Raw genomic sequence first — 24,562 nt, 5'->3', positions numbered from 1 at the left:
TGTGGGAGGGGCCCGCGGTGCACGGGGGAGGGACCATGGGGGTCGAACGCGGCCTGGCGGGCCTGCGCCGGATCCTGGAGGGTGTCGACTTTCCGGCCGACAAGGACCGCATCGTCGCCGCAGCGCTGGATGCGGGCGGCGATGAGGAGGTCCTGAGCGCGCTGCGGGCGATGCCGTCGGCCGACTTCTACGAGTCGGAGGAGGTCCTGCGGGCGGTCCCGCTGCCCGAGACCGAACCGGGCTCGCACACCGAGTCCGCCCGTGCTCAGGAGCGCCCGCAGCGCTGAACTCCGCGGCCGGGACCCGCCGACGGGTTCCCGGCCGCTCCCCCGCGTGGCGCAGGATGGGGGGATGGACATCCCCGAAGCCGAGGTGGACATCACCCCCGGGCTGGTCCGGCGGCTGCTGGCCGACCAGCACCCGGACCTGTCCGGCCTCCCCCTCACCCCGGTCGCCAACGGGTGGGACAACACGATCCTGCGGCTGGGCGACGCGCTGGCCGTGCGCCTGCCCCGCCGGGAGCGGGCCGCCGAACTCACCCGCAACGAGCAGCGGTGGCTCGGGAAGATCGCCGCGCGCCTGGACACCCCGGTGCCCGCGCCCGTGCGGGTCGGCCGCCCCGGTCGGGGCTACCCCTGGCACTGGTCGGTCGTCCCCTGGTTCGAGGGGCGCACGGCCGCCGAGGTCCCCGTGGCCGAGCGGAGCGTGCTGGCCGTCCCGCTGGCGGACTTCGCCGTCCGGCTGCACGTGCCCGCGCCCGCCGACGCCCCCGCCAACTCCTTCCGGGGCGTGCCGCTGGCCGCCCGCGCCGAAGGGTTCCACCGCCGCCTGGAGGCCGTGCCCCACCTGTCCCGCCGGAGGCGCCTGGCCGGGCTCTGGGACGGCCTGGCCGCAGCGCCCGCGTGGCCCGGCCCGCCGCTGTGGCTGCACGGCGACCTGCACCCCGCCAACCTCCTGGTGTCCCCGGCGGGGCCGGGGCCGGCCGCGGTCCTCGACTTCGGCGACCTGACCGCGGGCGACCCCGCCACCGACCTGGCCGTCGCCTGGATGCTGTTCGGGCCCGCGGACCGGGCCGCGTTCCGCGCCCGGGTGGACGCGGCCGGCACCGTGGACCCGCACGTGTGGGACCGGGCCCGGGCCTGGGCGCTGCTCTTCGGGGTGCTGCTGGCCGCCCACTCCGACGACGCCCGGACGCTCGCGGAGATCGGCGCTCATACGCTGGGCCAGGTCGTCCTCGCCGAGGGCACCGCGGAGGTGGACCATGGCTGAACCCGGACGCACGCTCAAGTCCCTGCTGGACGCCCTCGACGAATCCGTGCACGGGCTCATGGCGGCCCCGCGCGGTCCGGGCACGGTGGTGCGTTCGGTCTCGCTCGTCCACGACGGCGGACCGCTGCCCGTCGGCACGTGCTTCGAGCGCCGCGCCGGGTCGGACGGACCCGGGGCGGCGCGGTCGGCTCGGCGCGGCCGGTTCGGCGCGGTCAGTCCAGGGAGCGCACGAGTTCGGCGATCCGCTCGGGGACCTCGTAGGGGGCCAGGTGCCCCGCCCCCTCCAGCACGGTGACCTCGGAGTCCAGCAGCCGCCGGGCGGGTCCGTGCAGGCGGGCAGGCGAGTAGAAGGCGTCCTCGGAGCCGGTGGCCACGACCACCGGGGTGCCCTCCCAGGGGCGCAGGCACTCCACCGGCAGCGTCCCCGGGGCCAGGCTGGTCCGGCAGTGGCGCCCCACCAGGGTCATCCACGGCGCCAGCGGGTGCACCCGCCCGCCCCGGGCCCCGGCCGTGTACCCGGGCCCGCTCATGTAGTCGAGCAGACGGGTGCTCTTGTCGTCGCGCGGCCCGATCATCCATGGCAGGGTGACGCGCATCAGGTCCGAGTTCACCGACGCCGCCGTCAGCCCCGCAGGGCCGACCATCACGACGGCGCGGACCAGCTCGGAGGGTTTGGCGGCCAGCGCCACGGCGGCGCCCAGCGAGTGGGCGAGCACGGTCGCCGGGCGGCCGGTGAGCATCGGCAGGACCTCGTCGAACCAGGTTCCGTAGGCGACGGCCCGTCCCGAGCGGGGACGCAGCCCCTCGCTGAGGCCGGGCTGGCCGGGCAGGTCGACCAGGGTGACCGCGCGGTCGCGGGCGAGGACCCGGGCCAGTTCCACCGAGGTGGCGGAGTTGAAGTTGGTCCCGCTGAGGAAGATGACCGGAGGGGCGTCCCCGCCCGGGGCGGTGAAGGCGCGGGTGGCGCCCAGGACGGTACGGAGCGGGGGCAGCGCGGTGAGCGCCGGCCATGCGGCGATCCGCTCCTCGCACCAGGTCCGGATCTCGCGGGCGCCGGTGTCGGAGCGGTAGACGTGCGTACCGTGGAGGTGTGGGTCGGGCATCGGGCACCTGCTCGTTTCCGGATGAGAGTTATGCCACCGCCGACCAGTCTTCCCGGCACACCGACGGGCAAGCCTACCGGGCTCCCCGGATGGTCGGTATGAAAAACGGACGTATATGCTCTCTTCTGGACTTTCACATCTTCTCCGGTGAGCACGGAGGTGTGACTCGCAAGTCCTAGGTGTGCCGGGAAGACTGGTCGGCGATCCGACAGCCGTCTCCAGAAAGCCGCCTATGAGCATCGACCCGCTGGCACACTCCACATCCCGAGCACCCCTCACACGGCTCGCCGAAGCACTGCGCAGCGACACCGTCGGGGGGTTCCTCCTGATCGGTGCGGCGCTGGTCGCGATCATCTGGATCAACTCGCCCTTCGGCGAGGTCTACGAGAACCTGCGGGCGGTGACCCTCGGCCCCGAGTCCCTGCACCTGGACCTGTCCCTGGAGACCTGGGCGGCGGACGCCCTGCTCGCGATCTTCTTCTTCGTCGTGGGCAACGAGCTCAAGCAGGAGTTCGTGAACGGCGAGCTGCGCAACCCGCGCCGGGCCATGCTGCCGATCATCGCCGCGATCTGCGGCATGATCGTGCCCGCGGCGATCTACGCGGCCGTCAACTTCTCCTCGCCGGACACGGTCCAGGGCTGGGGCATCCCGATGGCCACCGACATCGCCTTCGCGGTGGCCATCCTCGCGGTCGTCGGCCGCCACCTGCCGCCCGCGCTGCGGACCTTCCTGCTGACCCTGGCGATCGTGGACGACCTGGGCGCGATCATCGTCATCGCGGTGTTCTACACCTCCGGCATCGACCTGCTCATGCTGGCCGCCGCACTGGTCGGTCTGGCGGTCTTCGGATACCTCCAGCGCGGTAAGGGCCTGGCCGCCGGGCTCAACGCCTCGTGGCTGCCGAACTGGATCGTGTACGTGCCGCTGGCGGCGCTGATCTGGGTGCTGATGCACGAGAGCGGGGTGCACGCCACCATCGCCGGCGTGGCCATGGGCCTGCTGATGCGCACCAAGGCGCTGCCCGGTGAGGCGCACGACCCCAGCCACGGTGTGGAGCAGATCCTACGGCCCTGGTCGGCGGGGCTGGCCCTGCCGATCTTCGCGTTCTTCTCCGCCGGTGTGGTCATCGACGGGCTGGGCGCGATCATCAGCGATTCGGCCTCCCTCGGCATCATCCTGGGCCTGGTCGTGGGCAAGGCCGTCGGCATCGCGGGCGGCTCGTGGATCACCACCAAGGTGACCCGGGCCGAGCTGAACCCGAGTCTGAAGTGGATCGACATCGTCGGCATGTCCCAGCTGGCCGGGATCGGGTTCACCGTGTCGCTGCTGATCAGCGAACTGTCCTTCGCGGACTCCCCTGAGCACCTGGCGCACGCCAAGACCGGTGTGCTGGCGGCCTCGCTGATCGCCACCGCGCTGGCCGCGGGCATCCTGGGGGCACGGTCGCGGCACTACAAGGGCATGATGAGCGCCATGGCCGAGCACGAGCGCGGCAACCGGGGCTGAAAGCCCCACGGTGTACGGGATCCGGCGGTTCTCCGCCGGGTCCCAACACATTTCCGACGGTTTCGATACCACATCCTCCGGTGCCATGTGACACATCGAAATCATCGGGACAGGGCGATTTCCGTGTGCTAGGTTCTAAGAAGTTGCAGTCGTGACCCCCGATGGATCCATCTCTTCGGGAGATCACCGCGGTGACGGGAAAATCGTCACACGCGGTTTTCTTCATTTCTTCGAACGAGAGGCATCCATATGGCGACCGGTACGGTCAAGTGGTTCAACGCTGAAAAGGGCTTCGGCTTCATCGAGCAGGACGGCGGCGGCCCCGACGTCTTCGCCCACTACTCGAACATCCAGGCCACGGGCTTCCGTGAGCTGGCCGAGGGCCAGGCTGTGCAGTTCGACGCCGTCGCCGGGGCCAAGGGCCCCCAGGCCGAGAACATCACCCTGCTCTAGCCTCATCCAGGAGTGATCCGGAGGAGCTCACGCTCCTCCCGCGACGGGGTCCGCCCTTCGGGACGCCGGACCCCGTCGTTCTTCTTTTTCCGGCCGGTTCCTCGGACATCGTGCTCCGACCGGCCCCTGCGCCCCGGCACATCCGCCGGACGAGCGCCTACTGGGCTTCATCCAGCAGTCTCATTCAGCAGTTTCATACATCCGGCGTACCCCGGTTTCCCCCTGCGAGGCCGCAAGGCCTCCCGCCCGGCGAACGCCGTCGGCGAAAGGCCCCATATGAGTCATCCGTATCGAACCGGTACGAGTACCCGTAGCCGCCCCTCCCGGGGATACGGCCGGCAGCGCCCCCGCGCCGCCGCCCGTCCCCGCACCGGTGGCGGCCCCTCCGGGGAGTTCGCCCTCCCCGTCACCGTCACCCCGGCGCTCCCGGCGGCGGAGTCCTTCGAGGCTCTGGACATGCCCGCGGCCCTGAAGCGGACTCTGGCCCGGCAGGGCCTGACCACGCCGTCCGAGATCCAGGCGGCGACCCTGCCCAACTCCCTGGCCGGACGCGACGTCCTGGGCCGCAGCCGGACCGGGTCGGGCAAGACCCTGGCCTTCGGCCTGGCCCTGCTCGCCGGCCTGGACGGGCGCACCGCCGAACCCCGGCGTCCCATGGCGATCGTCCTGGCCCCGACCCGGGAGCTGGCCCAGCAGGTCGCCGACTCCCTGGAGCCCTACGCGCGTTCGGTGGGGGTGCGCACGGCCACCGTCGTGGGCGGCATGCCGATCCACCGGCAGGCCCGCGCCCTGCGTCAAGGCGTCCACCTGGTCGTGGCCACCCCGGGGCGGCTGCGCGACCTGATGGAGCGCGGCGACTGCGTGCTGGACCGTGTGGAGTCGGCGGTCCTGGACGAGGCCGACCAGATGACCGACATGGGCTTCATGCCGCAGGTCACCGCCATCCTCCAGGAGGTCCCGGCCGACGGGCGGCGCATGCTGTTCTCCGCCACCCTGGACCGCAACGTCGACACCCTGGTCCGCCGCTTCCTGCACGACCCGGTGGTCCACTCCGTCGACCTGTCCGAGGGCGCCGTCTCCACCATGGAGCACCACGTCGTGCACGTGTCGCCCATGGAGAAGAAGGACGTCGCGACCAGGATCGCGGCCCGCGAGGGCCGGGTGATCATGTTCCTGGACACCAAGCGCGCGGTGGACCGGATGGCCGAGCACCTGCTGGCCAACGGGGTCCTGGCCGCGCCCCTGCACGGCGGCCGCAGCCAGCCGCAGCGGACCCGCACCCTCGACCAGTTCAAGCGGGGCGACGTCACGGCGCTGATCGCGACCAACGTCGCGGCGCGCGGTATCCACGTGGACGGCCTGGACCTGGTGGTCAACATCGACCCGCCCACCGACCACAAGGACTACCTGCACCGGGGCGGCCGCACCGCCCGGGCCGGGGAGTCCGGCAACGTGGTCACGCTCGTGCTGCCCGGCCAGCGCCGCGACATGACCCGGCTGATGGGCCGGGCGCGGATCGAGCCGCGCACCCTGGGCGGGGGCGTGACCGCCGCCGACCTGACCGAGGTGACCGGGGCACGCGAGCCCTCGGGCGTTCCGGTCACGGTGCGCTCCGCGGCGCCCCCGGAGCAGCGACGTGACCGGGCACCGCGCGGGCGGCGCCGCCCGCGCCGCTGATCCGAGGCCCGAACGGGCCCCGCGACCTACTCGGGTTCCGGTGGTGGTCGCAACACCCTGACATTTCAGGGGGTTGCGACCACCACGTCGTTCACCGGGCGGGAACCCGCCCGACCGCGGCAACGCCTACCGGAACCGATGGCCGAGCGTCCGGCCGTGCTCGTCCGGTTCGACGAGGTGTGGTGAGGCCCCCTTGAATCCGCCCTGTCGCGGAGCCTGCTCCGCGTCCGAGGGAACGGAGGGGGGACCGCGGATCCGCCGTGCGCCCTTCCCGGCGGCCGGAACGGGTAAGGCCGCTCCGAGCCGCCGGGGATCGCACGCACCGCGTCGCCCGCCGCCCCCGCCTCAGCCCTGCGACACCTCCAGGTAGGCGAGCCAGCCGCCGTGGCCGCTGATGTCCCGCGCCCCCTCGGCCGCGACCGCCTCACAGCCGAACCCGACCACGGTGCGCCCGTCGGCGAGGGTGACCGCGCCCAGTGCCATCGGTGCGGGCAGCGCCGCCAGGAAGGCCCCCAGCGCCGCCGGGGACAGCTTCCACACCTCGCAGGCCACCGCGGTACCGCCGGCGGCGACCCTGTGCAGCCCGGGTTTGGGCGGGGTGGTGGGCAGGGCGACCATCCGGTACTCCGGCGCGGTCGCCGTGGCCTCCACGAACCGGGCGCCCGGCCCGGTGAGCTGGTGGTGCAGCGGCTGCCCGCGCAGATGGGCGCCGAACACCGCCAGTTCCACCCCCGCGTCCGGGTGCAGCTCCCCCGGTTCCTCGCCGGTGAGCACTCCGGCCAGGTCCAGGGCCACCTGGTCCTCGAACGCCCGGGAGATGAGGCTCACCCCGAACGCTCGGCCCTCCGCCTCTCCGGCCGGGACCGCGACCGCCGCCAGGTCCAGCAGGTTGACGAAGTTGGTGTAGGTGCCCAGCCGCGAGTTCACCCCCACCGGGTCCGCGGCCACCTCCGCCAGGGTGGGGTGCCCGACCGTGGTCGGCAGCAGCAGGGCGTCGAACCCGTCGAGGATCTCCGCGGCCGTCACCCGGTAGGCCGCCAGGCGCTGCTGGTCCGCGGCCAGCCGGTGCGCGGGGACGTCCCCCGCGGCCAGGATGATGCCCGCCACCGTGGGGTCGGCCCCTTGCGGGTGCGCTCGGAGGAAGTCCCCGACGGCCGTGTACCGCTCGGCGACCAGCGCGCCGTCGTAGAGCAGCCGGGCCGCCTCCAGCAGCGGGGCGACGTCCACCTCGGCGACCTCCGCACCGGTCTTCTCCAGTACGGCCACGGCCGCCGCGAAGGCCTCCCGTTCCGCCGCCGACAGCGGTTCCAGGCCCGCCGGGGCCGGCACCGCCACCCGGCCCGCGCCGCGCGGGGCCAGGCGCACGTCGGCGGGCACCGGGCGGGAGTAGGGGTCGTCGTCGGACGGTCCGCTCATCACCGACACCGCGGACCGGGCGGTGCCCAGGTCGCGGGCGAACACCGTGACGCAGTCGTAGGGCCGGGCCGCCGGGACCACCCCCGAGGCCGGGACCAGGCCCAGGGTGGGCTTGATCCCCACGATGCCGTTGAGGGCGGCGGGCACCCGCCCCGACCCGGCGGTGTCCGTGCCCAGGGCGAGGTCCGCGATCCCCAGGGCGACCGCCACCGCCGATCCCGAACTGGAGCCCCCCGAGATCCGCTCCGGGTCGGCGGCCCCGCGTACCGCGCCGTAGGGGCTGCGGGTGCCCACCAGGCCGGTGGCGAACTGGTCGAGGTTGGTCTTGCCCAGGACCAGGGCCCCCGCCTCGACCAGCCGCCGCACCGCGGGGGCGCTCTGGTCCGGTGTGTACGCGAACGCCGGGTGGCCCGCCGTGGTGGGCAGCCCCGCCACGTCGATGTTGTCCTTGACCGCCAGCAGCAGTCCGGCCAGGGGGAGGTCCTCCCCCGCGGCCAGCCGCTCCTCCAGGTGCTCGGCTTCGGACCGCGTCTCGGCTTCGGGGCGCAGTGCGATCCAGACCTCGGGGCGGTCGGTCTCGGCGATCCGCCGGTAGGCGGCGCGGACACGGTCGGTGGGGTGGGGCATCAGGCGGGTTCTCCTTGCGTGATGACGGCCAGGGCGCTCCCCGGTTCGAGGTGCTGCCCCGGGGTGACGAGGATGTCGGAGATCGTTCCCGCTCCGGGCGCGCGTACCACGACCTCCAGCTTCATCGCCTCCAGGCGGACGACCGGCTGCCCCCGCTCGACGGTGTCGCCCGGGCGGACGTCCACCTTCCACACGGAGGCGGCCAGCGGGGCCTCCACCAGGGCGGCGCCCGGCGGCAGTTCCAGCGTCCGGGGGGCGATCGGCTCGGGTTCGGGGCGGTCGTCGAACTCCCCGGCGGCCTCCCAGGCCAGGCGCTCGGCCTCGAACGCGGCGGCCTGGCGGGCCCGGAAGGCGGCGATGGAGTCGGCGTTGTCGGCCAGGAAGCGCTCGTGGTCGGCGAGGGCGAACTCCCCGTCCTCGATCTTCAGCTCGTGGCTCCCGGCGAGCAGGTCGGCCCGCAGGTCCATCAGTTCCTCGTGGCCGACCGGGTACCACCGGATCCGGTCGAAGAACCGCAGCAGCCAGGGCACGCCCTCCTCGAACGGCCCGTACTGGCTCAGCCCCGACCAGATGGGGACGGTGCGGCCGATCAGCTGGTAGCCGCCGGGACTCTCCATGCCGTACACGCACAGATAGGCGCCGCCGATGCCGACCCCGGCCTCGGGGGTCCAGGTGCGGGCCGGGTTGTACTTGGTGGTGACCAGCCGGTGGCGGGGGTCCAGCGGGGTGGCGGCGGGCGCCCCCAGGTAGACGTCGCCCAGACCGAGCACCAGGTAGGAGGCGTCGAAGACGATGTCGCGGACCTGGTCGACCGAGTCCAGGCCGTTGATGCGGCGGATGAACTCGATGTTGTCGGGGTTCCAGGGGGCGTCGTCGCGCACCGCGGTGCCGTAGCGGGCGATGGCCTCGTGGATGGACGGGTCGTCGAAGGACATCGGCAGGCTCAGGGTGCGGCTGGGCACCCGCAGGTCGGCGGCGGGCGGCAGGCCCTGCTCGACCTCCCGCAGCAGGCCCAGCAGGGTGCGCAGCGGCAGGCGCTCGGGGTCGGTGTGCAGGTGCAGGGAGCGCACGCCCGGGGTGATGTCGACGATCCCGTCGGTCCCGGCCTCTTCCAGGGCGGTCATCAGGGCGTGGACGCGCATGCGCAGCCCCAGGTCGAGGGCCATCGGCCCGTACTCGACGAGGATGTTGTCGTGGCCGCCGCGCCGGTAGACGACCTCGGGGGAGTCCGCCCCGGCGGGGATGCGGTCCAGGACCCCGTCGTCGCCGTCACCGCCGCCGCGCAGCAGCGGGGCAGCGGTGGGCTCGGTGTGCAGGCGCTCGGCGGCGGCCTCGGTGACCGGGTGGAACCGGACGGTGTCGCCCGGCCGGAGCCAGCCGATCTTCCACCGGGAGCCGGAGACCACGGTGACCGGGCAGACGAACCCGCCCAGGCTGGGGCCGTCCGGGCCGAGCAGCACGGGGGTGTCCCCGGACAGGTTGACGGCGCCGATGGAGTAGGCGGTGTCGTGCACGTTGGAGGGGTGCAGTCCCGCCTCGCCGCCGTCCAGCCGGGCCCAGCCCTGCTTGGGGCCGGACAGGCGTACGCCGTTGCGCGCCGACTGGGGGTGGACCCGCCAGTCGGTGGCGTAGAACGCGTCCATGCCCTCCCTGGTGAGGAACTCGGGGGCGGCGTGCGGCCCCTCGGACACCTCGATGTCCCAGTGCGCCTCGCCGGCGGCGAGGGCGGGCGGGTCGGGCCGCTGCGCCGCGGGGACCGGGGCCGGTTCCGGCGCGTCCTCCGGGACCGGGGCGGCCCGCAGCACGTCGCCCAACCGGAGTGCGCGGCCGCTGTGGCCGCCGTACCCGCCGGTGGTGAACGTGGAGGTGCTGCCCAGGTACTCGGGCACGTCCAGGCCGCCGCGCACCAGCACGTAGGTGCGCATTCCCGGGCCGCGGGCGGGGCCGACGTCGAGCAGGCCGCCCGCCGGGACCTCCACCGGCTCCCACTGGGCGACGGGGGTCCCGTCCACGGTGACCTCGGCGGGGGCACCGGTGACACAGACGGTGGTGGCGTGCGAGAAGCGCAGGGCCGGCCCCTCGATGGTGCCCTCCAGGCCGGGTGCGCCCTCCGGGTTGCCCAGGGCCCGGTTGCCCAGGCGCAGGGAAAGGTCGTCCATGGCGCCCGACGGGGGGACGCCCACCTGCCAGTAGCCGACGCGGCCGGGGAAGTCCTGGACTGTGGTGAGGGTTCCGGCGCGCTCCACCTCGATCCGCGGCTCGGGGTCGCCCACCCCGGCGCAGGTCGCGGTGGTGTGGCCGACCGCGCGCACGTCCGGGTGGGCGGCCAGGGCCCGCAGCAGCCCCAGGTTGGTCTGGAGCCCGTCCACGCGGGTGTCCGCCAGCGCGGCGGCCAGCCGGTCCCAGGCCTGTTCCCGGTCCCGGCCGTGCACGATGACCTTGGCCAGCAGCGGGTCGTAGTCGCTGGTCACCCGGCGCCCGGTGGCGGCCCAGCCGTCCACGCGGACGCCCTCGGGGACCTCCACGCGGGTGAGCAGGCCTGAACTGGGTCGGAAGTCGTGGGCGGGGTCCTCGGCGTACACGCGCGCCTCGACGGCGTGGCCGGTGCGGGCCGGCCCCTCGGCGGGTACGCCGGAGAGCACGTCCTCGCCGCGGGCCTGGCGCAGCATCCACGCCACCAGGTCGACGCCGGTGATCTCCTCGGTGATCGGGTGCTCGACCTGGAGCCGGGTGTTGACCTCCAGGAACGACGCCTCGCCGCGATCGACGTCGTAGACGAACTCCACGGTCCCGGCACTGCGGTAGGACACCCCCGCGCACAGTTCGCGGGCGGTGCGGTGCAGTTCGGCGCGGACGTGGTCGGGCAGGTCGGGAGCGGGCGCCTCCTCCACGACCTTCTGGTTGCGGCGCTGGAGGGTGCAGTCGCGGTCCCCGAGGGTGACCACGCGGCCGTGCCCGTCGCCGAACACCTGGACCTCGATGTGCCGGGCCCGGGAGACGAACCGTTCCAGGAACACCCCGCCCCCGCCGAAGTGGGTGCGGGCCATCCGGCCCACCTGCTCGAACGCGGCGCGCAGCGCGGCCTCGTCGGCGCACGGCCGCAGGCCGATGCCGCCGCCCCCGGAGGTGGCCTTGAGGATGACCGGGTAGCCGACCCGCTCGGCGGCGGCCACCGCGGCGTCGGCGTCGGGCAGGGGGTCGCTGCCCGCGACCATGGGCAGCCCCGCCGCGGCGGCGGCCTTGCGGGCGGTGTGCTTGTCGCCGAACCGCTCCAGGTGCTCCGGGGAAGGGCCGACGAAGACCAGGCCCGCCTCCTCCACCGCGCGGGCGAAACCGGCGTTCTCGGACAGGAACCCGTAACCGGGGTGGACCGCCCCGGCCCCGGTGTCGGCGGCCGCCTTCAGGACGCGTTCGACGTCGAGGTAGCTCTGGGCGGCCGGGGCGGGACCCAGCCGGACCGCCTCGTCGGCCAGCCGGGTGTGCGCGGCGCCGGCGTCGGCGTCGGAGTACACGGCGACGGTGCGCAGCCCCACGGCGCGGGCGGATCGGATGATGCGGCAGGCGATCTCGCCGCGGTTGGCGACGAGCACGGAATCGAACACGCTGACTCTCCTTGGTCCGGGTTCGGTGGGCCGGTCGGCGGCGTCGGGGGTCGGGGGTCGGGGTCAGAATGCCTCGGAGTGCAGGGCCATCTGGGTCAGGGCGCGCCGGGCGCGCTCCAGAACGACCTCCATGGAGTCCCCCACGTGCTCGTGCAGGGCGCGGTAGGCGGCGTCCGGTTCGTCGTCGAGCAGGTGGCCGACGATGGCGAGGTGCTCGGTGATGGTGGAGGCGATCCGGTCCTCGGTGAGGAAGTCGTACATGCGCACCCGGCGGATGCGCTGGTTGACCGAGATCAGGGAGTCGGTGAGGGCCCGGTTGCCGGAGGCCCGGGAGAGGTCGGCGTGGAAGTCCTCGTCCAGCAGCACGAACGAGGCGTCCGGGGCGGGCGGGTCGGCCCCGATGGCCTCCCAGCGTTCACGCTGGGCCTTGAGGATCTCGGGGTCGTGCCGCAGGTCGGGGTCCTCGATGACGCGGGCGATGCCGCGCAGTTCGAGGGTGACCCGCAGTTCGTAGAGGTCGCGCAGTTCGGCGAGGTTGGGGACGGTGATGTGGAAACCGTTCTCACGCCGCTCGACCAGCCCGTCGGAGTGCAGCCGGGCCAGGGCCTCGCGGACCGGCGTGCGCGAGACGCCGAAGCGCTCGGCCAGGCGCACCTCGCCCAGCCGGGTGCGCGGGGCGATACGGCCGCTGAGGACTTCTTCCCGCAGCAGGGCGTAGACCCGGTCCCGGCGGGAGCCGGCCGTGTCACCGGCGGCCCCGTCCGGTCGTGTATACAGCTGTGTGTCCATGGCCTCAGACGCTAGGAACGGCGTGTTTCGACGGCCCTGCCCGCCGATGAAGCCTGCGTTTCCCTGTGTTTCGCCGTGTTTCGGCGCTCGACAGGGTCGCCCGGGACACGGGCCCGCACTGAACGCCCGGTCCGCCGGGGCGCGTTCCGTGCAACGCCGCCTAACCTGCTGTCATGGGACCGGATCGCAGGAGTGTGCTGCTGGGGGCGCTCGGCGCGGCCGCGGGCGCCGTGCTGGCCGGGTGCGCACGCGAGTCCGGTGTGCGCGTGCCCGAGCTCGTCATCGCCACCGGACCGCCGGGTGCCGTGTTCCGGGGGATCGGCGCCGAGATCGCCGCCCTGGTGCAGGAGCGGCTGCCCGGCACCGAGGTGGTCACGGTGGACACCAACGCATCGCACGACAACCTGTACCTGTTGGAGGACGGCAACGCCCACCTGGGGCTGGCGAGCCTGGACTCCACGCTCACCCACGAGTCGGAGATCGCCGAGGGCGGGGTGCTCAACGCGGTCGGCCGCCTCTACGACAGCTTCGTCCACCTCGTGGTGCCCGACGGGTCGGCGATCCGCGACCTGGACGACCTGGCCGGGCTGCGGGTGTCGGTGGGCTCGGACGACTCCGGCACGGAGTTCACCGCCCGGCAGATCCTGCGCGAGACCGGGCTGTCCGCCGAGACCGTGCTGATGGACCAGGCCGCCTCCGCCGAGGCCCTGGCCGCCGGGGAGATCGACGCCATGTTCTCCCTGACCGGGCTGCCCACCCCCGCCATCGCCGACCTGGCCGGGGAACGGGACGTCCGCCTCATCGACCTGGGCGGGACCGCGGGGACCATGGCCGACGCCTTTCCCGAGTCGTACTTCCAGGCGACCATCCCCGCGACCACCTACCGCGGGGTCCCCGCCTGCCCCACCATGTCCACGCCCAACCTGCTGCTGTGCCGCGCGGACCTGCCGGCCGACCTGGTGTTCGAGGTGACCGACACCGTGTACCGGGGCGCGGCCCGGCTGTCCGCCCGGCGGCCCGAGGCCGCCCAGATCAACGTGCGCACCGGCATCTCCACCGGGGTGGTGCCGCTGCACCCCGGCGCCGAGCGGTGGTACCGGGAGAACAAGCCGGCCTGATGGGAGTCGCCGGGTCGTGGGGACCCGATGCCGTGACCGCCGGCAGGTGGGCGCTGTCCCCGCCCGGGGCACGTGCCTTCCGGGGTCGGAGCGCGCCCCCGCCGGTCGGCCGGGAGGCCGGACCGCCGACGGGGCGGCGTGCCCGCCGCTGCCCCGTACCGCCTAACCGGCGTCCGGACGGTCCGGTAGGGGGGCGGCCGCGGGGAGTTCCAGGGTGACGCCGAAGCCGGGCCGGTCGGTGCCGGTCAGCCCCGTGCCCAGGACCAGCCGCCCGCCCGCCTCCCGCATCAGGTCGGCGACGATGGCCAGGCCCAGCCCGGTCCCCTCGGTGTTCTGGTGGCGCGGGGATCGCCAGAACCGGTCCAGGGCCAGGGCGTACTCCGCCTCCGGCAGCCCGTCCCCGTCGTCGAGGACCCGCAGGCGCACCGGGTCGCCCGGGTCGGCCCGCACCACCACCCGGGTGCCGCCGGACAGCCTCAGGGCGTTGCTGACCAGCTCGTCCAGGATGCTGCCCAGCCCGCCCGCCGGGGCCGAGACCCACAGGCCCGCCGGGACGTCCGTCCCGACGGCGATCCCGCGGCCCTCCCCCAGCGCCCGCCACCGCTCCTCGCGGCTGCGCAGCACCTCGGCGACCTCCACCGGCTCGGTGCCGGTGACGCTCTCCAGCCGGGTGGCGGCCAGCAGCGAGTTCAGCATCCGGTGCATGGCCGTGGTCTCGTCGATCGCGACCGCGTGCGCCTCCCGCGCCTCCTCCGACTCCAGGTAGGGCGCCAGGTTCTCCACCGCCAGCCTCAGGCTCGCCAGCGGGTTGCGCAGCTGGTGCGAGGCCTCCGAGACGAACGCGCGCTGGCGGTCCAGCGCCCGGCTCACCACACCCACCATCGTGTTGAAGGACTCGGTGAGCCTGCGCAGCTCCGGCGGCCCGCCCGCGGCGTCCACGTGCACCTCCAGGTCGCCGCCGGAGACGGCGGTGGTGGCCGCGTCGAGCCGGTTGATGGGCCGCAGCACCCACCGGGACAGCGGCACCGCCGCCGACACCAGCAGGGTCAGCGGCAGCACGCTGAACAGCGCGAGCAGCGCCCAGGAACCGAGGATCTCCGCCCCCAGCCAGTCGGTGGGCGACACGACCACGACCGCGCCCGCCACCTCGCTGTCGCGGCCGATCGGCTCGGCCACCACCAGGGGCTCCCCGCTCCAGGGCCAGACCGTGGCCGGCGGCGCGGGCCGCTCCCCCGCCATCGCCGCGGTGATCATGGGCCGGGCCTGCACGGCGTCCAGCAGCTCGCGCATCCGGGCGCGGCCGCCCGACCCGGTGACCACCGTCCCGTCGGGGGCGACCACGACGGCGGGGATCCCGTACAGCTCCTCGTAGCGCTCCATCTCCCGGGTCAGCGGGTCCACCCGCCCGGTGTCGAGCGCGGTGCGGGCCAGTGCGGTGAACCGCCCCGCGTCGCCGAGCCGGTCCACGTACATCTCCTGGGTGAGCTGCCCGGCCACGACCGTGCCCAGCGGGATGAGGACCGCGGCGACCAGCACGAACACGGCCGGCACCAGGATGAGGAGCAGACGCCGCAGCACGTCAGGCCTCGTCGAGCAGGTAGCCGACCCCGCGCACGGTGCGTATCCGCACGGCACCGCCCACCTTGGTGCGCAGCGAGGCGATGTGGGTGTCGAGGGTGCGTGAGGACGTCTCCCAGGCGGTGCCCCACACCTGGTCGAGTATCTGGTCCCGGGCCACCACCGCGGGCGACCGGGAGGCCAGCAGCAGGAGCAGGTCGAACTCCTTGCGGGCGAGCCGTACGGGTTCGCCGCCGACGGCGGCCGTCCGCGAGGCGGCGTCCAGGGTGAGGGCCCCGACGGTGACCGGCGGCTCCCCGGGCTCCACCGCGGAGCGGGCGCTGCGGGTGCGCCGCAGCACCGCGTCGATGCGGGCCAGCAGTTCGGCCACCCCGAAGGGCTTGACGACGTAGTCGTCGGCCCCGGCCCGCAGCCCGCGCACCCGGTCGCGTTCCTCGGCCCGGGCCGTGACGGCGATGATCGCCGTCTGCGGCCGCTCGCGCAGCCGCCGCAGCAGGTCGATCCCGTCGGCGTCGGGCAGCCCCAGGTCGAGCAGGACGACGTCGGCGGGCGGTGCCTCCAGCGCCCGCTCCGCGGTGGCGACCCGTTGGACCTCGAAGGAGGCCGACCGCAGTGCCGTCACCAGTCCGCGGGCGACCCGGTCGTCGTCCTCCACCACGAGAATGCGCATGTCCAGCATGTTAGGCAGCGGCCGGAGCGGGCGCGCTCTCTGTTCGCCGCACGCGGCGGAACGCGGTTCAACCGCGACCGTGCGCACCGCCGGGGTCGGTGTACCGGGGCTCGGTCTCCTCCGGGTCCAGGACGCCGAGCATCGCCTCGGCGATGGCGTGCAGCTGTTCCACCTGTTCCGGATCGAGCACGTCGAACAGGACCCGCCGCACCTCGGCCACGTGCCCCGGGGCGGCCGCCTCCAGGACCCGGGCGCCCTCCTCGGTGAGCTCCGCGAACGTGGTGCGCCGGTCTCCGGGGCGGCGGAAGCGCCGGATGAGGCCGTCGTCCTCCAGTTTGGCGGCGGCGTGCGACAGGCGGCTGGGCGAGGAGCGCAGCAGCCGGGCCAGCCCGGTCATGGACAGCGCCCGCTCGGGGGCCTCCGACAGCATCGCCAGCACCTGGTAGTAGGTGTGCGGGAGACCGGAGTCCCGCCGGAGCTGGCGGTCCAGGGAGGCGTCGAGGAGGTGGACGGCGGCCAGGAAGGTCCGCCAGGTCCGCTGCTGTCCGTCATCCAGCCATGCGACCTCGGACACCACTGCACCCCCGGAATACTTGAACATTCAACCTTGTTTTCGATGTCGACCGACCCGACATCGAAAGGACGCCATGGAGACGACAGCGGCGCGCATGCCGACCCTCTACCTCAGCCACGGCGCGCCCCCGCTCGCCGACGACGCCGAATGGACCCGGCAGCTCGCCGACTGGTCCGGGCGCATCGCCCGCCCCACCGCGATCCTGGTGGTCTCCGCGCACTGGGAGGACGCCCCGCTCACCCTCGGCGCGACCGCCGACGGGGTCCCCCTGACCTATGACTTCTGGGGCTTCCCGCAACGCTACTACGACGTCACGTACGCGGCTCCCGGAGCGCCCGCGCTCGCCGAGAGGGTGCGCGGCCTGGTCGGCGGCCCGGTTCACCAGGACCCCTCCCGGGGCCTGGACCACGGCGCCTATGTTCCGCTGAAGGAGATGTACCCCGGGGCCGACATCCCGGTGCTCCAGGTGTCCATGCCGTCCCTGGACCCCGTCGAGCTGCTCGGCCTGGGCGAGCGCCTGGCCCCGTTGCGCGACGAGGGCGTGCTGATCGTCGGCAGCGGGTTCACCACCCACAACCTGCGCGAGATGTCCCGCAGCGCGCACGGCACCGCCCCGGCCTGGTCGGTGGAGTTCGACGACTGGGTGAGGCGCGCGGTGGCCGACCACGACGTCGACGCCCTGCTGGACTTCGAGCGCAAGGCGCCGGCGGCCGCGATCGCCCATCCGCGCAGCGACCACTTCGCACCGCTGTTCGTCGCCCTGGGCGCCGGGCTGGCGGACCACCGCGGGTCCGTGTCCACCGTGGACGGGTTCTGGCACGGACTGGCCAAGCGCTCCTTCCAGTTCGAGTGAGCCTGCGGGGACGCCGAAAACGCGTGGCGGAACGTCGGCGCCCTCCGGGACACTCGTCCCATGTCGGACACCCCTGAGAACGCGCGCTCCGTGGCGGACCTGGTCAGGATCCGGGGCCGGATCAAGTACCTGCACTTCTGGGGCCACCGACCCCACCCCTCGGGCGAGGTCTCGGCGAGCTGCCTGTCGCAGTGGTGGCCCGCCGCCTTCACCGTGGACGGGGTCACCTACCGAACCGCCGAGCACTACATGATGGCGGGCAAGGCACGGCTCTTCGGCGACGACGAGATCCTCGGGGAGATCATCGCCTGCGGGCACCCGCGCCAGGCCAAGGAACTGGGCCGCAAGGTCCGCGGGTTCGACCAGGAGGCCTGGGAGGCGGCCCGGTTCGGCATCGTGGTGGACGGCGGTGTCGCCAAGTTCGGGCAGCACGCAGACCTACGGGACTTCCTGCTCGGCACCGGGCGCCGGGTCCTGGTGGAGGCCAGCCCCCGGGACCGGATCTGGGGCATCGGGATGTCCGCCTCCCACGAGAACGCCGAGAACCCCGTGCTCTGGCGCGGGCGCAACCTGCTGGGCTTCGCCCTGATGGAGACCCGTGCCCGACTGGCCGCCGCGACCTGACCCGCCCCGCACCCGGGCCTGATCGGAACGGCACGTCCGATTCCCGCCGGACTCCCGGTCCCGGAACGGCCAGGATCGTACACATGAGCGAGAAAACGCATCACTCCACCGAGGCCGCACTCGTCACCGGCGGCGGCCGGGGCATCGGCGCCGCGGTCGCCGTCCGACTGGCCGAGGCGGGTTTCGACATCGCCCTCACCTACGAACGCGACGAGCAGGCCGCCGCAAAGGTCGTGGCGGCCGTCGAAGAGCACGGACGGCGCGGGCTGGCCCTGCGGGCCGACGCCGCCGACGCCGACGCCGTCACCGGGGCGGTCGACCGGGCGGCCGCCGCGTTCGGGCGGCTGGACGTCCTGGTCAACAACGCCGCCGTCTTCCCCTTCGGCCCCCACGACGGCCACACCGTGGAGGAGGTCGACCGGGTGCTGGCGGTCAACGTGCGGGCGCCCTTCCTGGCCTCCCGGGCGGCGGCCCGCCACATGGACGGCGGCGGCCGGATCGTCACCGTGGGCAGCAACGTGGCGACCCGGGTGCCCTTCGGCGGGCTCACCCTGTACACCCTGAGCAAGTCGGCGCTGGCCGGGATGACCCGCGGGCTGGCCCGCGACCTGGGCCCGCGCGGCATCACGGTCGCCCAGGTCGACCCGGGGCCCACCGACACCGACGCCAACCCGGCGGACGGGCCGAACGCCGACGGCATCCGCTCCCTGGTGCCGCTGGGCCGGTTCGCCCGGCCCGAGGAGATCGCCGACACCGTCGCCCACATGGTCGGTCCGGGCGGCCGTTTCATCACCGGCGCGGTACTGGCCGTGGACGGCGGCATCAACGCCTGACCCGGATCCGGGCCGCCCGCACCACTGCGGTGCGAGCGGCCCGGATCCGGTTCAACGGCCCATGACCGCGCCGCCGTTGACCTGGATCACCTGGCCGGTGATGTGCCCGGCCTCGGGCGAGGCCAGCCACGCGATCGTCTCGGCCACGTCCTCGGGGAGCCCGGCCCGACCGGTGACGGTCTGGGAGACCAGGCGGTCGTGCCGGGCCTGTGTCATCCCCCCGCCGAAGAACCCGGTCCGGGAGATGTAGCCGGGCACCACGATGTTCACCGTGCACCCGGTCGGCCCCAGCCGGGCGGCCAGGTCGAAGGTCCACCCGTGCAGGGCGGCCTTGGTGGCGGAGTAGGAGCCTCCGCCGCCGCGCAGTGCGGCGATGGAGCCGACGTTGACGATCCGGGCGCCGTCCGCGCGCAGGTGCGGCCGGAGCGCCTCGGTCGACAGGACGGCGGTGAGGACGTTGGCCGCCCAGTCGGCCGACCAGCCCTCGGCGATCCCGGCCAGGGTGTCGTCGGGGGCCGGGCGCAGCCCTCCGGCGTTGTTGACGACCACGTCCACCCCGCCCAGGCGTTCGGCCAGTGCGGGCAGGTGCTCGCCGACGGCGGCCGGGTCGGCCAGGTCGAGGGCGGCGCGGTGCGCGGCGTCGTCGCCGTACCCGGCGCGGAGTTCGCCGACGGCCTCGTCCAGCGGGCCTGCGCGGCGGCTGGTCAGCCCGACGCGGTAGCCGCGGGCGGCCAGTGCGCGGGCGGTGGCCAGGCCGACACCGGTGCCTCCTCCGGAGACGACTGCGGTGCGGGGGGTGTCGGACATGTCGGGGTCGCTTTCTCCAGGGGAACGATCCGATCGCACCCTGCCCCGCGGAGGCGGGACGGTGCAAGGGGTCATCCGACTCCGGACAGCCGTCACGAAGAACCGATGAGGGCCACCCGCGTCGGGGTCGCTTTCTCCAGGGGAACGATCCGATCGCACCCTGCCCCGCGGAGGCGGGGCGGCGCAGGGGGTCATCCGACTCCGGACAGCCGTCACGAGGAACCGATGAGGGCCACCCGCTCGGCGGTCACCCCCTCCGCGACGGACGGGGGCAGCGGGGTGTACCCCGCCTCGGCGGCGAGGGTCGCACCCTCCTCCCCGAGTGCGTACGTCCAGAAGTCGCGCATGATGTCCGCGGTCCCGCCCTCGTAACCGCACTCGTAGGCGAACACGTGATTGACGCGCATGATCGGGTAGCCCTGGCCCGTCACCCGGCCGGTCAGCGAGAAGTCGTCCCCCGACAGGTCGATCTGCTCGGCGGCGGAGCGGGCGGACTCCGCGTTCAATTCGATGTCCTCGGTGCCCTCGCCCATCAGACTCGCGACCTGGAGCCCGTTGCGCTCCGCGTAGGAGGCGTTGACGAAGCCGATCGCACCGGGAGTGGCGGACACGATCTCGTGCACTCCCTCGTCCCCCGAGCCGACCCGCACGGAGTCCGCCCAGGTCCCGGACCAGCCGGGCGCCGCGGCGAGGTAGTCCTCGAAGACCCGGGCCGTCGACGCCCCGTCGTCATGGCGGACCGGAACGAGGTCGACGTTCTCCAGATCGTATCCGGGCCCGAACAGGCTCACCACGTCGGTGATCTCCCCCTGGTAGAGGGCCGCCAGGGAAACGCGGTCCAGCATCGGACGCACACCCTCGCCGAGGTTGTGCACGACCGCGACGGCCCCGGTCACCACGGGGAACTGCACCACCGAACAGCCGCGCGTCCGCTCGGCCTCCTCCCGCTGTTCGGCGGTGAGTGGAGCCTCCGAGGAACCGAAGTCGGTCTCCCCGGCGACGAACCCGGCGGCCCCGGCCCCGGAACCGACCGGGTTGTAGGAGATCTCCACGCCGGGCTGCCTGTCCAGATAACCCTGCGACCAGGTGTCGATGGGGGCGCTGAGGAAGGTGGAGCCGCTTCCCGTCAGTCTCCCGGTCAGCATGGTGGCGGCTTCGGACGGCGGGGTGGAGGGGTCGACGGCGAGCCCGTCGGTCCCGCCGTCGGCCCCCCGGATTCCCAGGCCGTCGAGCACCACGGCGGCCACACCGACCCCGCCGATGAGGGTCACCGCGAGCGCTCCTGCGCCCAGCGCCAGCGGCCACACCCGCCGCCTCCGGCGGCGCAGGGGCGGCGCCGCGCCGGGCCGGGGGTTCCCCGGCGGTACGGGGCCGTGCGGCGGCGGCCCGACAGGGACCGGCGCGGGGTCCGGGGCCGCCGGAACCCCCGTGGGCGACCCGCCGGGCGCGGTGTCCCCCTGGTCCCAGTGGGCGCGGATGAGGCCGGTGACGATCGTCGTGTCGTCCTGCTCCCGGGGGGCTCCCGCGACGGCGTGCACCAGTTCCGCGGCCCTGGGCCGGCGCTCCGGGTCCTTGGCCAGGGCCCGGCGCACCGGGTCCGCCAGTTCCTCCGGCAGCCCGGCCAGGTCGGGCTCCTCGTGGAGGATGCGGTACATCAGGGTCTCCGCGCCGCCCTCCCCGAACGGGGAGCGCCCGGTGGCGGTGTAGGCGGTGACCGCACCCCAGGCGAACACGTCGGCCTCGGGGCCGCTGTCGCCGCGGTAGCGCTCGGGGCTCATCCAGGCGGGCGAGCCGATCAGTCCGCCGGTCCGGGTGTGCGAGGTGAGGTCGGCGGCGCGGGCGATCCCGAAGTCCAGCACCTTGGGCCCGTCGGGGGCCAGGATGACGTTGGCGGGCTTGAGGTCGCGGTGGACGACCCCGGCCGCGTGGATGGCGGCGACCGCCTCGGCGATGCCCGCGGCCACCACCCGGGCCTGCCCGGCGGGCAGCGGGCCGCCGACGAGCACCCGGCGGGCCAGGGTGGGACCGGGCAGGTAGGCGGTCGCGTACCAGGGGTGCTCGGCACGGGCGTCGTGGGCCAGGACGGGTGCGACGCACAGTGCCCGGACCCGCAGCATCAGCTCGACCTCGGCGGCGAAGCGGGCCCGGAACTCCGGCTCTTCGGAGAATTCCTCGCGGACGACCTTGATCGCCGCCCACCGGCCGTCGGGTCCGGTCGCCCCGTAGACCACCCCCATGCCCCCGGTACCGAGTCTGCCGTGCACGGTGAACGGTGGGATCGTGCGGGGGTCGGAGGCCCGCAGGGGTGTGAGATCGGGTGCCGGATGGTGCATGGGTTTCCTCGGTTCGGCGTGGCCCGCGCCGGTCGGGTCGGGTCCGTCCCGTTGGATGCGCGCAACCCCCGAGTCGTTCATCCCGATCGACGACAATGCACCCTTAAGTCCGATATCGAGAAAGGGATCACCCGAAGATCACGGGGATTTCACCGCCGCCTTGTCCGTTTTCCGGACGCGGGCCGGATCATGGAGGAGTAGAGTCCGAAAAGCGGACAGTACGGTGCCCCCGGCACCCTGGTCCCGTTTCCCCGGAGCGCTCCGGGCCCCGGCACGCACATGCCGCCGCCCGCCGGGCGTGGCACTTCCGCCGGCCCCGGGAGACCGATCACCGATGCGGCGGATCGCGCGCCGTTTCCGGGAAGCACCGTCCTTCCTTTTCGACGAGGACGAACCACAATCGGGGAATTCCGATGGCCTATTACCGTATTCAGCTGAGCGACGGCTCCTCTCACACGGTGCAGGCGGTGCGCCTGCGCACGGACGCCCGCAGCCTCTACCTGGAGGAGCGCACCGCGGGGGACTGGCGCGAGGTGTTCGCCAACCCGTTGGCCGACGTGGCGCGGGTGCAGCGCCGCTTCACCGAGAACGACGGGACCTGGACCTGGCTCAACGAGCGCCTGCCCGCCCCGATCGGCGGCGTCCGGGCCTGGTGACCCCGGTGGGGCCCGGTTCCCCGGGCCCCTGTGGGGCGCTCCTACCAGGCGAGGACCCCGTGGGCGTCCGGATCGGGCGCGCCGGCCAGGTGCCCCCAGAGCACACCGTTCGGACCGTCCTCGGGCAGCGTCGCCAGGTGCAGGACCACCCGCGCCCCCTGTTCGGCGGTGCGGGGTCCCGAGTGCCCGTTGAGGTCGGTGGCGCAGTACCCGGGGTTGGCGGCGTTGACCTTCGCGCCGGTGTCGGCCAGCTCCTTGGCGTACACGGCGGTCGCCATGTTCAGGGCCGCCTTGGAGGCCGGATAGGGGATGCCGCCGTCCATATCGAAGAACGGGCCCTCCGGGTCGGTCAGCGTGCTGATCGAGCCGAGCTCGCTGGAGACGTTGACCACGCGGGGCGCGGGTGAGCGGCGCAGCAGGCCCAGGAAGGCGTCGGTCACCGCCACCGGGCCCAGCAGGTTCACCTCCAGCACCTCGCGGAAGGCGGCGAGGTCGGTCCCCCCGGCCGAGCCCCAGCCCTGGGCCACGCCCGCGTTGTTGACGAGCACGTCGAGCCGCCCGTGATCGTGCTCCACCCGCTCCGCGGCCGCCGCGACGCTCGCCGCGTCGGTCACGTCGATCTCCAGCGGGTGCGCGGTCACGCCCTCCTTCTCCAGGGCGCGCACCGCCTCGGCCCCGCGCCCGGCGTCCCTGGAACCCACCAGCACGGTCATGCCCTCCAGCCCCAGCAGTCGCGCGCTCTGGAATCCGATACCCCTGTTCGCCCCGGTGACCAGGGCGATTCTTGCGTTCGTTCCGTTCATGCCGCCATCGTGCGCCCGCCCGCGGCCCGGGCATAAGGGAACCGCGCAGCGTGGTACCGGCGGTACCACTGTCATCGGGTCCGGGATCGGGCAGGCTGGACGGCGAGGGAGAGGAGACGTCATGGACCGCACCGGACTGGCGGCCTTCCTGCGCGCCCGCCGCGCCGGGCTGACCCCCGCGGACGCGGGCCTGCCCGACACCGGGCGGCGCCGGGTGTCGGGGCTGCGCCGGCAGGAGGTCGCCCAGCTGGCCGGCATCTCGGTGGAGTACTACGTGCGGCTGGAGCAGGCACGCGGCCCGCACCCGTCCCGGCAGGTGCTGTCGGCCCTGTCCCGCGCCCTGATGCTGGACGCCGACGAGCGCGCCTACCTGTTCCGCCTGGCGGACGCCGAGGCCCCCGCCCCCCGGTCCCCGAACCGCGAGGTGTCCACCGCCGTGCAGTACCTCATCGACGGCCTGCCCACCACGCCCGCCTACGTGCTGGACGCGGGGTACGAGGTGCTGGCCTGGAACGCGATGGCCGTCCACTTCATCGGCGACATGGGGGCGCTGCCGCGGGAACGGCGCAACATCATCGAGTGGATGTTCGCCCGGACAGAACCGGACCCGGGCTGGGAGGACGAGAACACCGACTGCTTCGCCCGCTACTCGGTGGCGGACCTGCGCGCCGCCTACGCCCGCTACCCGCGGGACCCGGCCATCACCCGGCTGGTCACCTCGCTGCTGGGGACCTCGGCCCGGTTCCGGGGGATGTGGGAGTCGCAGGTGGTGCGCCAGCAGCGCGGGTTCACCAAGCGGATGGACCACCCGGCGGTGGGGCCGCTGGAGTTCGAGTGCCAGGTGCTCCACGTGCCGGACGGGGACCAGCGGGTGATGCTGTACTGCCCGGAGCCCGGGTCGGACACCGAGCGGGCACTGCTGAGGCTGCCCGGGCAGGTCCCGCCGAGCCCCGACGGGACGCCCGTCTTCCGGCCGGGCCGGGCGCCGTGCGGACCGGGGAACATGGTGGGGGCCCCGGCGCCGGAGGCGGTACGCCGTTCGGCCGGACCCGTGTGACCTCGGGCGCTGTCGCGATCACGGAGAGCATGTGTAATCTGCCTTCGGGTCACGAGTGAGGGGAACGCCATGGACGGTCGCACCGGGAACGGTCGTCTGCGGCCGTCGATCGTGCTCGGCGATCTCGTACGCGCCACCGTGCCGCCGCTGCTGCCCGCCGGGCTGACCGCCGCCGCGGCCTGCGCCGCCCTGGCGGCGGGGGCGGCGACGGGG

21 protein-coding genes are annotated in these 24,562 nt (G+C 73.9%); 11 read left to right on the top strand and 10 right to left on the bottom strand.

Annotation, left to right across the window (positions count from 1 at the left end; all coding sequences use genetic code 11):
* Positions 1-35: 35 nt before the first annotated feature.
* Both QJS33_RS24985 and QJS33_RS24980 read left to right on the top strand, forming a co-directional pair.
* Positions 36-287 (top strand): DUF2795 domain-containing protein, encoded by a 252-nt coding sequence (locus QJS33_RS24985; protein ID WP_306370515.1) that lies wholly within the window; start codon positions 36-38, stop codon positions 285-287.
* Between the two features lie 64 nt (positions 288-351).
* Positions 352-1,269, top strand: coding sequence for an aminoglycoside phosphotransferase family protein (locus tag QJS33_RS24980; protein ID WP_306370514.1), 918 nt, complete (start codon positions 352-354; stop codon positions 1,267-1,269).
* 212 nt (positions 1,270-1,481) lie between these two features.
* Here QJS33_RS24980 and QJS33_RS24975 read toward each other — a convergent pair whose 3' ends face one another.
* Positions 1,482-2,372: an alpha/beta fold hydrolase gene (locus tag QJS33_RS24975; RefSeq protein WP_306370513.1), complete on the bottom strand. Its 891-nt coding sequence runs from the start codon at positions 2,370-2,372 to the stop codon at positions 1,482-1,484.
* A 232-nt stretch (positions 2,373-2,604) separates the two neighbouring features.
* Between QJS33_RS24975 and nhaA the strand changes: the two genes are divergently transcribed.
* The 3 genes from nhaA to QJS33_RS24960 all read left to right on the top strand — a co-directional run bounded on the left by nhaA (position 2,605) and on the right by QJS33_RS24960 (position 6,009).
* Complete coding sequence (gene nhaA, locus QJS33_RS24970) at positions 2,605-3,879, top strand: Na+/H+ antiporter NhaA (protein WP_306370512.1); 1,275 nt, start codon at positions 2,605-2,607, stop codon at positions 3,877-3,879.
* 249 nt (positions 3,880-4,128) lie between these two features.
* Positions 4,129-4,332 (top strand): cold-shock protein, encoded by a 204-nt coding sequence (locus tag QJS33_RS24965; RefSeq protein WP_306370511.1) that lies wholly within the window; start codon positions 4,129-4,131, stop codon positions 4,330-4,332.
* A gap of 276 nt (positions 4,333-4,608) precedes the next feature.
* Positions 4,609-6,009, top strand: coding sequence for a DEAD/DEAH box helicase (locus QJS33_RS24960; protein ID WP_306370510.1), 1,401 nt, complete (start codon positions 4,609-4,611; stop codon positions 6,007-6,009).
* Between the two features lie 345 nt (positions 6,010-6,354).
* Here the strand turns inward: QJS33_RS24960 and atzF are convergent, their stop codons facing one another.
* The 3 genes from atzF to QJS33_RS24945 all read right to left on the bottom strand — a co-directional run bounded on the left by atzF (position 6,355) and on the right by QJS33_RS24945 (position 12,443).
* A complete protein-coding gene (atzF, locus tag QJS33_RS24955; RefSeq protein WP_306370509.1) occupies positions 6,355-8,052 on the bottom strand; it encodes an allophanate hydrolase in 1,698 nt (565 codons plus the stop codon).
* A complete protein-coding gene (gene uca / locus QJS33_RS24950; RefSeq protein ID WP_306370508.1) occupies positions 8,052-11,654 on the bottom strand; it encodes an urea carboxylase in 3,603 nt (1,200 codons plus the stop codon). The genes atzF and uca overlap by 1 nt, the downstream gene beginning before the upstream one ends.
* A gap of 63 nt (positions 11,655-11,717) precedes the next feature.
* On the bottom strand, positions 11,718-12,443 hold the full coding sequence (locus QJS33_RS24945) for a GntR family transcriptional regulator (protein WP_306370507.1): 726 nt from the start codon (positions 12,441-12,443) through the stop codon (positions 11,718-11,720).
* A gap of 173 nt (positions 12,444-12,616) precedes the next feature.
* Here QJS33_RS24945 and QJS33_RS24940 point away from each other — a divergent pair, with 173 nt between their 5' ends.
* Complete coding sequence (locus QJS33_RS24940) at positions 12,617-13,561, top strand: TAXI family TRAP transporter solute-binding subunit (RefSeq protein WP_306370506.1); 945 nt, start codon at positions 12,617-12,619, stop codon at positions 13,559-13,561.
* A gap of 162 nt (positions 13,562-13,723) precedes the next feature.
* On the opposite strand, the gene QJS33_RS24935 is transcribed toward QJS33_RS24940, so the two are convergent.
* Genes QJS33_RS24935 through QJS33_RS24925 form a run of 3 tightly spaced genes read right to left on the bottom strand, consistent with a single transcriptional unit; the run spans position 13,724 to position 16,383 of the window.
* Positions 13,724-15,139 (bottom strand): HAMP domain-containing sensor histidine kinase, encoded by a 1,416-nt coding sequence (locus QJS33_RS24935; protein ID WP_306370505.1) that lies wholly within the window; start codon positions 15,137-15,139, stop codon positions 13,724-13,726.
* 1 nt (position 15,140) lies between these two features.
* Positions 15,141-15,818, bottom strand: a complete 678-nt coding sequence (locus QJS33_RS24930) for a response regulator transcription factor (protein WP_306370504.1) — start codon at positions 15,816-15,818, stop codon at positions 15,141-15,143.
* Between the two features lie 58 nt (positions 15,819-15,876).
* Positions 15,877-16,383: a MarR family winged helix-turn-helix transcriptional regulator gene (locus tag QJS33_RS24925; RefSeq protein ID WP_306370503.1), complete on the bottom strand. Its 507-nt coding sequence runs from the start codon at positions 16,381-16,383 to the stop codon at positions 15,877-15,879.
* A gap of 73 nt (positions 16,384-16,456) precedes the next feature.
* Between QJS33_RS24925 and QJS33_RS24920 the strand changes: the two genes are divergently transcribed.
* From QJS33_RS24920 to QJS33_RS24910, 3 genes are all read left to right on the top strand, one after another.
* On the top strand, positions 16,457-17,236 hold the full coding sequence (locus QJS33_RS24920) for a dioxygenase (RefSeq protein WP_306370502.1): 780 nt from the start codon (positions 16,457-16,459) through the stop codon (positions 17,234-17,236).
* Positions 17,237-17,296: 60 nt separating this feature from the next.
* Positions 17,297-17,860, top strand: a complete 564-nt coding sequence (locus tag QJS33_RS24915) for an NADAR family protein (RefSeq protein ID WP_306370501.1) — start codon at positions 17,297-17,299, stop codon at positions 17,858-17,860.
* 83 nt (positions 17,861-17,943) lie between these two features.
* A complete protein-coding gene (locus tag QJS33_RS24910) occupies positions 17,944-18,693 on the top strand; it encodes an SDR family NAD(P)-dependent oxidoreductase (RefSeq protein ID WP_306370500.1) in 750 nt (249 codons plus the stop codon).
* A gap of 51 nt (positions 18,694-18,744) precedes the next feature.
* Here the strand turns inward: QJS33_RS24910 and QJS33_RS24905 are convergent, their stop codons facing one another.
* Entirely contained in the window at positions 18,745-19,500 is a 756-nt protein-coding gene (locus QJS33_RS24905; protein ID WP_306370499.1) for an SDR family NAD(P)-dependent oxidoreductase, read from the bottom strand.
* Positions 19,501-19,712: 212 nt separating this feature from the next.
* Entirely contained in the window at positions 19,713-21,833 is a 2,121-nt protein-coding gene (locus tag QJS33_RS24900; protein WP_306370498.1) for a serine/threonine-protein kinase, read from the bottom strand.
* 413 nt (positions 21,834-22,246) lie between these two features.
* On the opposite strand from QJS33_RS24900, the gene QJS33_RS24895 reads away from it, so the two are divergent.
* Positions 22,247-22,489, top strand: coding sequence for a hypothetical protein (locus QJS33_RS24895; protein WP_306370497.1), 243 nt, complete (start codon positions 22,247-22,249; stop codon positions 22,487-22,489).
* A 41-nt stretch (positions 22,490-22,530) separates the two neighbouring features.
* Here QJS33_RS24895 and QJS33_RS24890 read toward each other — a convergent pair whose 3' ends face one another.
* Positions 22,531-23,292 (bottom strand): SDR family NAD(P)-dependent oxidoreductase, encoded by a 762-nt coding sequence (locus QJS33_RS24890; protein WP_306370496.1) that lies wholly within the window; start codon positions 23,290-23,292, stop codon positions 22,531-22,533.
* 121 nt (positions 23,293-23,413) lie between these two features.
* On the opposite strand from QJS33_RS24890, the gene QJS33_RS24885 reads away from it, so the two are divergent.
* Positions 23,414-24,349: a helix-turn-helix domain-containing protein gene (locus QJS33_RS24885; protein WP_306370495.1), complete on the top strand. Its 936-nt coding sequence runs from the start codon at positions 23,414-23,416 to the stop codon at positions 24,347-24,349.
* The last annotated feature ends 213 nt before the right edge of the window (positions 24,350-24,562 follow it).

Source organism: Nocardiopsis sp. CC223A (assembly GCF_030766825.1).
GTDB lineage: Bacteria > Actinomycetota > Actinomycetes > Streptosporangiales > Streptosporangiaceae > Nocardiopsis.
This window is presented reverse-complemented; position numbering and strand designations above follow the sequence as displayed.

What these genes read in the sequence shown, in the direction of transcription:
- QJS33_RS24985 (WP_306370515.1), top strand. Translation starts at nt 36, where the DNA reads ATGGGGGTCGAACGCGGCCTGGCGGGCCTGCGCCGGATCCTGGAGGGT.
- QJS33_RS24980 (WP_306370514.1), top strand. Translation starts at nt 352, where the DNA reads ATGGACATCCCCGAAGCCGAGGTGGACATCACCCCCGGGCTGGTCCGG.
- QJS33_RS24975 (WP_306370513.1), bottom strand. Translation starts at nt 2,372, where the DNA reads ATGCCCGACCCACACCTCCACGGTACGCACGTCTACCGCTCCGACACC.
- nhaA (WP_306370512.1), top strand. Translation starts at nt 2,605, where the DNA reads ATGAGCATCGACCCGCTGGCACACTCCACATCCCGAGCACCCCTCACA.
- QJS33_RS24965 (WP_306370511.1), top strand. Translation starts at nt 4,129, where the DNA reads ATGGCGACCGGTACGGTCAAGTGGTTCAACGCTGAAAAGGGCTTCGGC.
- QJS33_RS24960 (WP_306370510.1), top strand. Translation starts at nt 4,609, where the DNA reads ATGAGTCATCCGTATCGAACCGGTACGAGTACCCGTAGCCGCCCCTCC.
- atzF (WP_306370509.1), bottom strand. Translation starts at nt 8,052, where the DNA reads ATGCCCCACCCCACCGACCGTGTCCGCGCCGCCTACCGGCGGATCGCC.
- QJS33_RS24945 (WP_306370507.1), bottom strand. Translation starts at nt 12,443, where the DNA reads ATGGACACACAGCTGTATACACGACCGGACGGGGCCGCCGGTGACACG.
- QJS33_RS24940 (WP_306370506.1), top strand. Translation starts at nt 12,617, where the DNA reads ATGGGACCGGATCGCAGGAGTGTGCTGCTGGGGGCGCTCGGCGCGGCC.
- QJS33_RS24930 (WP_306370504.1), bottom strand. Translation starts at nt 15,818, where the DNA reads ATGCTGGACATGCGCATTCTCGTGGTGGAGGACGACGACCGGGTCGCC.
- QJS33_RS24920 (WP_306370502.1), top strand. Translation starts at nt 16,457, where the DNA reads ATGGAGACGACAGCGGCGCGCATGCCGACCCTCTACCTCAGCCACGGC.
- QJS33_RS24915 (WP_306370501.1), top strand. Translation starts at nt 17,297, where the DNA reads ATGTCGGACACCCCTGAGAACGCGCGCTCCGTGGCGGACCTGGTCAGG.
- QJS33_RS24910 (WP_306370500.1), top strand. Translation starts at nt 17,944, where the DNA reads ATGAGCGAGAAAACGCATCACTCCACCGAGGCCGCACTCGTCACCGGC.
- QJS33_RS24905 (WP_306370499.1), bottom strand. Translation starts at nt 19,500, where the DNA reads ATGTCCGACACCCCCCGCACCGCAGTCGTCTCCGGAGGAGGCACCGGT.
- QJS33_RS24900 (WP_306370498.1), bottom strand. Translation starts at nt 21,833, where the DNA reads ATGCACCATCCGGCACCCGATCTCACACCCCTGCGGGCCTCCGACCCC.
- QJS33_RS24895 (WP_306370497.1), top strand. Translation starts at nt 22,247, where the DNA reads ATGGCCTATTACCGTATTCAGCTGAGCGACGGCTCCTCTCACACGGTG.
- QJS33_RS24890 (WP_306370496.1), bottom strand. Translation starts at nt 23,292, where the DNA reads ATGAACGGAACGAACGCAAGAATCGCCCTGGTCACCGGGGCGAACAGG.
- QJS33_RS24885 (WP_306370495.1), top strand. Translation starts at nt 23,414, where the DNA reads ATGGACCGCACCGGACTGGCGGCCTTCCTGCGCGCCCGCCGCGCCGGG.